The following is an 8,293-nucleotide window of genomic DNA, read 5'->3' as shown; positions in this document are numbered from 1 at the left end:
GCGGACGTGGGCCGACGTGGCTGATGTTGAGATCGCGACGTTGGACTGGGTTTCGTGGTGGAACGAGTCACGACTTCACCAAAGCCTGGACTACCGTACGCCGGCTGAGGTCGAGCACGAATTTTGGGTGAGTAGCCCAGAACAAGAAATAATAGAAATCAAGGCAAACGCCTAGGAACAAAACCCGGGGCACTTCAGACGCCCTGATGGGTAGAGTGTTGGGTAAGCTTGTAGAACGGTTCGCCTCTAGGACCTACTTTTCGCCGGAACGCTCACGGTTGCAGGGCTTGCTGCTGCAACTTACAGCTTGCAATATTTACCGGCTATACTTTCATAGAGGATCGTTTTACTGTTAGCACTTCTGAGCTGATCTTCTTAAGAGGTTATAGCAAAGTCGAACGGGCGAGCAGTGCTTAATTGATTTGTGAAACTACATCGGTAAGTCCATTTCTAGTGAGGATTAAATAACAATGGGGATACGCGAGTACTCGAAAGTCCTGTTCAAACATTGGATGATCATCGTCATCGTGACGGTATTGGGACTGTTGGTAGGGCTGGGCTATTCCTTGATTGCAACCGAGAAATACCAATCACGTACTCAATTGTACGTCTCTGTTCGGTCTCAGGATGGTACTACCGGAGAGTTGGCTCAGGGGGCTACTTATTCACGTCAAATTGTTAACAGCTATGTGGATGTAATCCGTTCAAGTGTCGTGCTGGATCCGGTGGTAGAAGAATTGGCTTTAGATATTTCTTCAACCGAGTTGGCTTCAAAAGTCACTGCTGTATCACCAAAACAAACCGCATTGATCAATGTCACCGTAACTGATACCTCACCCGAAGATGCCGCTAAGATAGCCAACTCTATAGGCGAGAGCTTTAAACGTGTTGTGCAGAGTAACTTGGAAACAGATGTCAAAACTGGCATCAGTCCTATTAACCTGACCACCACTCAAGTCGCGGAAACTCCAACGGCACCGGTCAGCCCCAACTTAATTAAGAATCTTATTATAGGCATTCTTGCGGGCTTTTTGTTAGGATTTGGAATCGCAATTCTTCGGAATGTTCTCGATACACGTATTCACTCACTGGACGATGTAAGAGATATTACATCAATTCCGCTTCTTGGCGGTGTGATTGATGATCCCAATGCGAAACAAAATCCACTCGTCATTAGAACAAAGCCATACAGTCCACGATCTGAGTCTTTCCGAGCGCTTCGTACCAACTTGCAGTTCGTTAATGTCGACAAAGAGGCATCAATTTTTGTAATGACTTCTCCAAATCCTGGTGAAGGAAAATCTACAACTTCAGCAAATCTTGCTTTGGCAATCGCGGAAACAGGCGCGAAAGTGGCGTTGATCGAGGCTGACCTACGGCTTCCGATGGTTCATAAATATATGAACGTCGAAGGTGCTGCCGGCTTGACCGATGTTCTCATTGGAAAGGCTGACGTTGAAGATGTCCTGCAACGCTGGGGACGAACGAATCTATACTTCCTGCCAGCGGGTCGTATACCCCCGAACCCAAGTGAGCTGCTGAGTTCTTCTGCGATGAATGCCGTTCTTGAGGAACTCGGTGAAGAGTTTGATTTCATCATCATTGATGCTCCACCTGTTCTTTCCGTGACTGATGCTGCAGTAATTGGACACGGGAAAACTGGAATATTGGTTGCCGTTGCTTCCGGTTCTACCCAGAAAATGGAGCTTCAAGGTGCATTAAACGCATTGAACAATGCCGGCGCTAACGTCGTCGGTATCATCGTCACAATGCTTCAACAAAATGCCGCCGGACGATATGGCTACGGCAACTATGGATATGGCCAGTATGGAAATCGTGATAGGAAAGAAGGGGAACAAGATGCGGTGATCCTAGATGCCTGATACCTTCTCAATTCTTACTGTCTGCACAGGAAATGTGTGTCGCTCGCCTTTGGCAGAATTACTGTTAAAAAGCAAGTTGTCCGACTTTCCGGAGATACGGATAGGTTCAGCTGGTATTGGGGCTTTGGTTGGACGCGGTATGACGCCACAAGCGCAGTCGCTAGCTCTTTCCCAAGGAGTTCCAGATCCCGAAGTTCATCGAGCGAAACAGCTGTTGGCGGAAATGGTGCAAGAGTCTAGTCTTGTTTTGGCGATGGATAGGTCGCACCGCAAAGCGGTTGCAGAGCTCGTGCCAAGAAAATCAAAATGCGTATTCACCGTTCGTGAATTTGCCCGATTAGTTGGTGCCACCTCGGATCGGGATCTTCAACTAGAAGTTCAGTCTTCGGGGGCTACAGTGAAGGAGCGCTTGGACGCCGCTGTTGAAGCGGCCAGGTTAAGTCGAAGCGAGCTCGCCTGTCTACCTATGCCGGAGGAAGACGATGTGGTCGATCCTTTTGGCAAAAGTGATCAAATATATACGAAGTCTGGTTCGCAATTAATACCAGCCATCGACGTAGTTGCGGCCTATTTGATTCATGCCCTGAGCGTATAGCGTCTCCTCTTTCGCGGGCGGTCCCTCGTCGAGATGAACGGTGTGGGCAGTGCTTGCATATCGGTGGACCGTATTGATTTCTTATTGGTTTGTCTGTCGTATGACAAACTGCGACTAAAGGGAGTTTCGATTAGGATAGAAAAAGTTCCGCAAGGTTGAGCATAAAGCTGGTGTTGACGGTGTTGCTCGATAGGGAAGCCGAGAGTGTGAGTGAGCCGCTCGATCAATAAGGGCCATGGCTGGTCCTCATATTCATTGTAGAATTGAAGGGTAATGACGAGATGAACGAAGATAGTCGAAATTTGCAAAGGTCGCAACCGTTTCCTAAAGAAACTGCCCTTTTTAGTGTCGACGCGGTTGTCTGGATTGTATCAGTTGCGTTGGCCGCATTGCTTCGTTATGAATTCGATCTACAAGCGGTCAGGTGGGACATTCTTGCGTGGTTCGCAGTTGCAGCAGTGATTCTGCAGCTGTTGATTGGGCTAGGCTTTCGGCTCTATCGGAAGCGCGGTCGGTTAGCGTTAGGCACTTTCGAGGATACATTGAGTGTATCGCTCGTAGTCGGGATCGTAGGCTCCATCTTGTGGCTCGCTTCGGTAATTCTTGGCGGGCGCCTGGGTATTTCTCGTGGCGTAATGATCATTGCAACGCTAGTCTCGATTTTCTTGGCTCTTTCTGTTCGATTTATCGTGCGGAAACAAGTCGAGAGGAACCGGCGACCAGCTTCGGATTCGACTCGAGCATTGATTCTCGGCGGTGGCTACATTGGTACCAACCTTGCACAATGGATGATGACCGATCCTGCGTCACCCTATTTGCCCGTAGGTTTTATTGATGATGATCCAGACCTTGAGTCTCGGCGGATCCGCGGTGTCCCTGTCCTCGGATCGCTTGACGAGATTGCGAAGGTGGTCTCAGAGACCGGAGCGGAAACCCTGATCGTGGCAATCGCAAACGTTGATTCTTCTTTCTTTCGACAGATTCAGGACATCGCTAGTCAAAATGGCTTATCAGTGAAAGTAATGCCGACCATTGGTCAGGTGGTTGCTAAGGGCATCAGGGGAAATGATCTTCGTGACTTGTCAATCGAAGACCTTCTCGGACGCCAGCCAGTCGAGACAAACGTATCTGAAATCGCAGGGTATCTTACTGGTAAAAAAGTCTTGGTTACAGGTGCCGGTGGATCTATCGGGTCGCAACTGTGTACGGAGATCTCGAAGTATGGGCCGTCGGAGTTGATGATGCTGGATCGAGACGAGACCGGCTTGCAGCAAGTGCTAATTAACGTGGCTGGTAATGGCCTTCTGGATACGGATGCCGTCATTCTGGCGGATATTCGCGAGTCTGAAGAAGTGCTAAAGATTTTTCGTGCTCGTCGCCCGGACGTCGTATTCCATGCAGCTGCACTGAAACACCTTCCAATGCTTGAGCGATATCCAGATGAGGGGTGGAAGACAAACGTCCTTGGATCGCTTAATGTTTTGCGAGCTGCCTACGATGTTGGTGTTGAAACTTTTGTAAACATCTCTACCGATAAGGCGGCAAACCCTACTAGCGTTCTTGGTCATTCCAAGCGGGTAGCGGAAAAGCTGACTGCTTGGTATGGGGCACAGTCGGACAATACTTATTTGTCAGTAAGATTCGGCAACGTTATTGGTAGCCGAGGTTCAATGCTTCCGACTTTCATGCGTCTGATTCAAGAAAACAAGCCAATTACTGTCACCCATCCTGACGTGACTAGATTCTTCATGACGATCCCTGAAGCATGTCAGCTGGTGCTGCAGGCTGGCGGAATTGGTCGCTCTGGAGAGGTTTTGATTTTGGACATGGGCGAGCCGGTCAAGATTCTTGAAATCGCGCAGCGGATGATAAAGATGTCCGAAAAGGACATTGATATTGTGTTCACCGGATTACGACCTGGTGAGAAAATGCATGAGGAGCTTGTCGGTACAGGAGAGACCGCGAATAGACCATTCCATTCGAAGATATCTCATGCGCATGCCGAAGTGATCGATCCAGATGACTTGAACCGAGAAGAGTTTATGGAAAGAGCCGGTAAAGGTACTTCGAGCTAAGGAATTTACATTGAACACCGATTTGATTGACTGGATTGTGGTCCTTGCTGTTGGGCTAACCGCTGCAGTGTCAACCTTTGCTTGGCGGCCGGTGCTTATTAAAGTCGGTGTAGTTGACATTCCCAATCATCGATCGTCGCATGCTCGGCCGACCCTGAGAGGCGGCGGAGTAGCGCCTTTGACTGCACTGTCGGCGCTGCTGTTGCTTGGCTCTGTCTTATGGCGCTTCCGAGCCGAATTTGACATGATGCTCTTGACTCTCGGCGCTGCAATCATCACGGGTCTATTAGGCTTAGCTGAAGACATATGGGGGTTGCCGGCAAGTATGCGCGCTTTGGGGCAAGCGCTAATCGGTACACTACTTTCGTTAGGCTTATCAACTCTTAGCCACACTGGATGGATGTTGATTCCGATCGCTGCTCTGTTTTTCGTATCGAATGTTAACTTTACTAACTTCATGGACGGCATTAATGGCATATCGGGGCTCTATGCAGTAAGCATCGGCCTAGTGTTCTCCCTAATCGGACACAAGCTAGACCTGCAATTGTTGGTGCTAGTTTCTGCGTCGGTCGCAGTAGCATTTGCAGTGTTTCTTTTTTGGAATCTGACTCCGCCGGGTATGTTTCTTGGGGATGTGGGTAGCTATCTCCTAGGGGGAGTTACAGCAGGCCTTGCCCTGTATGCGGCTTGGTTCGGTATTCCCTTGATTGCAGTGTTTGCACCATTTTGTATCTATTGGGCAGATGCGATCTTTACGCTAACGAAAAGATCTATAGCTGGTCAGCCAATTTTCGAGGCCCATAGAATGCATACTTATCAGCGACTGACTGACTTTGGGTTGTCTCATATTCAGGTTGCTATCGTGGTAAACGTTTTCACTTTATTGGCTGGGATTGTCGGACTTTTTGCTATTGGATCTACGCTTCAAGTTTCCTTGATTGTTGTGGGGGTTCTGGTTGCGCTTTGCGGTGTGTATTTGTCATTGCCATCATTTTTGGGTCATAGGAAGGTGGGCACATGCGAGTCCTAGTCACAGGTGCGTCGGGTTTTGTAGGACGGCATTTAGTTGAGCGTCTGTCCGGTGAGCACTTTGTAGTCGCGGGCTCTAGAGCCGGTGAATTGGTATTGGGCGCTCATGAAAGTCGAAAGATCCCCGCACTCTCTAGCAGTAGTGACTGGAGCGGTCTTCTTTCGGACATTGATGTCATCGTCCATTTGGCTGCGAGAGTCCACGTTTTGCATGAGACGGCGGACGACCCTCTAGAGGCGTTTCGTGAGGCCAATGTACGGGGGACCATCGAGCTGTTTAAGTCTGCGGCTGCGCAGGGCGTCCGAAGGTTTGTGTACGTGAGTTCTATCGGCGTCAATGGTGAGCAGACCTTGGGGCGGCCGTTTGCCGATTCTGATGCCCCGAATCCGTCCGCGACCTATGCAGTTTCTAAGCTCGAAGCAGAGGTCGCTCTCATGCAATTGAGTAGGGACTTTTCTATGGACCTAGTCGTCTTGCGACCTCCAGTTGTGTACGGGGCGGGCGCGAAAGGCAATATCGAAAAGATTACTAAATTAGTAAACACTCGATTGCCGTTACCATTGGGTTCTGCCGATAATCGACGAACAATGATCTCTGTAGGTAATTTGTCGACCTGGATTGCTAGGGCGATTTCTGAACCGGATGTTCCGAGCGGTCCCCTGTTGGTTAGTGATCTCGAATCGGTTTCTACCAAAGACTTAGTTAGGCATTTAGCTGACGCTCAAGGAATTAAGTGCTTCCTTTTTCCGGTCCCACTCGTACTGTTCCGTCGTGCCGCATCCCTCGTTGGAAAGCCCAAACTATATTCAAAGCTTTTTGGAGATCTAGAGATTAGTCCAAGTGTATCTGCATTTCCGGGTATCGAGGATCAATTAGAATCTCCCCGGCAAGCATTTTCCCATTTGAAGGCTGCTCGGATCGCAAGATGTGCCTCAAGTCGTGTAATAATTGGAGTGACGCATCACACGGCACTAATGTTTCACGAAGCCTTGGCTAAGAGACTGAAACAAAGAGGCTACGAGGTCCACTTGATTTCTGCGCCTGGAGATACCGCGGATCGCCTGAGCAAGGAATTTGTGGTGCATCAAGTGGCGATGGAACGTCGGCCAAATTTGGTAGAGGACATTAAGTCTCTGCTGCAATTTGTAAAAGTATTGCGTCAAATTAGACCTGATGCTGTGCTTTTCGGTACACCCAAAGCCTCCCTTTTGGGGTTATTGTCCGCATCGATTCTGCGGGTTCCCGTAAGGATCTACTGGGTTCATGGGCTTCGCCTCGAAACTGCTGAGGGGCTAGCAAAGAGGGTATTCCTGCTGATCGAAAAGATTGTGGCAGCTTCGGCTACTTCGGTATGCGCGGTCAGCAATTCTGTTTATTCTAAGCTCAGGGCTTTAAAAATCGGCAACGCCGAAAAGATTACTCTCCTCGGGCGTGGTTCGTCCCAGGGGGTTAATATGGTGAAGTTTCATCCGCGCTCCGGCGCGGATGAACGTGAAACAGTCCTTAGAAGTATTGGATTGGATCCCAACAAGTACACTATAGGGTTTGTCGGACGACTAACTGCAGAAAAGGGCGTTAACGAGCTTAGCGAAGCGCTGGCTTTATTGCCTAACGTAAGAGAAGAAGTGCAGCTTATTGTTCTCGGTGAAGTAGAGGATGCTTCCGGGGAGCAGTTGCTTGCCCGTGCCGCGAGCTTGGGCATACAAACCGCAGCATTGGGACATGTCGCCGAAGTAGCTTCCTTTTATAAGGGTATGGATTTGTTCTGTTTGCCGACATATCGGGAAGGGCTCGTCACAGTTATCTTGGAAGCTTTCGCCAGTAGAGTCCCGGTTGTTTCTACGCGTGTTACTGGAGTAGTGGATCTAGTTGAGGATGGCCGTACTGGTCTTTTGGTGGCTCCAAGGGACGCGGAGAGTTTGGCTGCGGCAATGTTACGAGTTTGGCAAAGTCAAGCTCTGGCTTCTGAGCTGGCTGACAACGCTTTTCAGTTCGTGCAGGAGAACTATGAGGAGTCAAAGGTTGTTGATCTACAGGAGGAATTTTTGGTATCGCTCCTCGCGAAGCGATAGTTATTAGTTTTCATTTGAGTGTTTCTATCTTGATGTTCGGCAACAGTCGCTGAGATTCTACGTCTGGCGGTTCTCGTCCAGATTCAGCTTGGGTGGACAACCATCGGCACTAAAGCTCTCAGGATTGGAGTTAATCTTATGTGGTCGACGGCATTTAGGAGTTCCTAGATCGCGGTGCTTGGTCGCCCGAGTTTTTCAAGTTGGCCAACTTTGTGTGTCTATTCTATTTTTCATTTATGTCTTTGTGCGGTTTCCACCTAACCGGTTCTAATTTGCGATCGGACACATGTCCCAGATCTTCTGAGCTTTAGAGTTCATTTTTAAGTAGATTTCTAATACTCCTGAGGAGGAGCTCATGCGCACTCTTGTTACCGGCGGGGCCGGGTTTATTGGTTCTCATTTGACGGATCTGTTAATTGAGAAGGGCCACGATGTCGTTGTGGTGGACAACCTCAGCCGCGGTCGAACCGAGAACCTTGCCGCGGCCCAGGCCACCGGGAAGTGCACTTTTGTTGAAGCTGACATCTTGGAGTTGGACTTCGACGCGTTCCTGGCTGAACATCGCCCGGAGGTGATTTTCCATCTGGCAGCTCAGATTGATGTGCGGTACTCGGTTGAGGATCCGATTCATGACGCCA

7 protein-coding genes are annotated in these 8,293 nt (G+C 49.3%); all 7 read left to right on the top strand.

What is annotated here, in order from left to right:
- The first annotated feature begins 16 nt into the window (after window positions 1-16).
- On the top strand, window positions 17-175 hold the full coding sequence (locus WG915_RS11650; RefSeq protein ID WP_445227828.1) for an integrase core domain-containing protein: 159 nt from the start codon (window positions 17-19) through the stop codon (window positions 173-175).
- Between the two features lie 295 nt (window positions 176-470).
- Window positions 471-1,883: a polysaccharide biosynthesis tyrosine autokinase gene (locus tag WG915_RS11530; RefSeq protein ID WP_339565530.1), complete on the top strand. Its 1,413-nt coding sequence runs from the start codon at window positions 471-473 to the stop codon at window positions 1,881-1,883.
- On the top strand, window positions 1,876-2,478 hold the full coding sequence (locus tag WG915_RS11525) for an arsenate reductase/protein-tyrosine-phosphatase family protein (RefSeq protein ID WP_339565529.1): 603 nt from the start codon (window positions 1,876-1,878) through the stop codon (window positions 2,476-2,478). The genes WG915_RS11530 and WG915_RS11525 overlap by 8 nt, the downstream gene beginning before the upstream one ends.
- 281 nt (window positions 2,479-2,759) lie before the next feature.
- The gene (locus WG915_RS11520) at window positions 2,760-4,553 is read left to right on the top strand and encodes a polysaccharide biosynthesis protein (protein ID WP_339565528.1); all 1,794 of its coding nucleotides are present in this window, start codon (window positions 2,760-2,762) and stop codon (window positions 4,551-4,553) included.
- 10 nt (window positions 4,554-4,563) lie between these two features.
- Entirely contained in the window at window positions 4,564-5,583 is a 1,020-nt protein-coding gene (locus WG915_RS11515) for an MraY family glycosyltransferase (protein ID WP_339565527.1), read from the top strand.
- Window positions 5,571-7,655 (top strand): glycosyltransferase, encoded by a 2,085-nt coding sequence (locus WG915_RS11510; protein WP_339565526.1) that lies wholly within the window; start codon window positions 5,571-5,573, stop codon window positions 7,653-7,655. Before WG915_RS11515 ends, WG915_RS11510 begins: the two co-directional genes overlap by 13 nt.
- 355 nt (window positions 7,656-8,010) lie before the next feature.
- Window positions 8,011-8,293, top strand: a 283-nt coding sequence (locus WG915_RS11505) for a GDP-mannose 4,6-dehydratase (protein WP_339565020.1), incomplete at its 3' end; no start/stop codon positions are given.

The organism is Corynebacterium sp. H128, assembly GCF_037482625.1.
Classification (GTDB): domain Bacteria; phylum Actinomycetota; class Actinomycetes; order Mycobacteriales; family Mycobacteriaceae; genus Corynebacterium.
This window is presented reverse-complemented; position numbering and strand designations above follow the sequence as displayed.

Bases quoted from the DNA above. Each gene is read 5' to 3' on its own strand.
- WG915_RS11520 (WP_339565528.1), top strand. From the start codon at position 2,760: ATGAACGAAGATAGTCGAAATTTGCAAAGGTCGCAACCGTTTCCTAAA.
- WG915_RS11530 (WP_339565530.1), top strand. From the start codon at position 471: ATGGGGATACGCGAGTACTCGAAAGTCCTGTTCAAACATTGGATGATC.
- WG915_RS11510 (WP_339565526.1), top strand. From the start codon at position 5,571: ATGCGAGTCCTAGTCACAGGTGCGTCGGGTTTTGTAGGACGGCATTTA.
- WG915_RS11525 (WP_339565529.1), top strand. From the start codon at position 1,876: ATGCCTGATACCTTCTCAATTCTTACTGTCTGCACAGGAAATGTGTGT.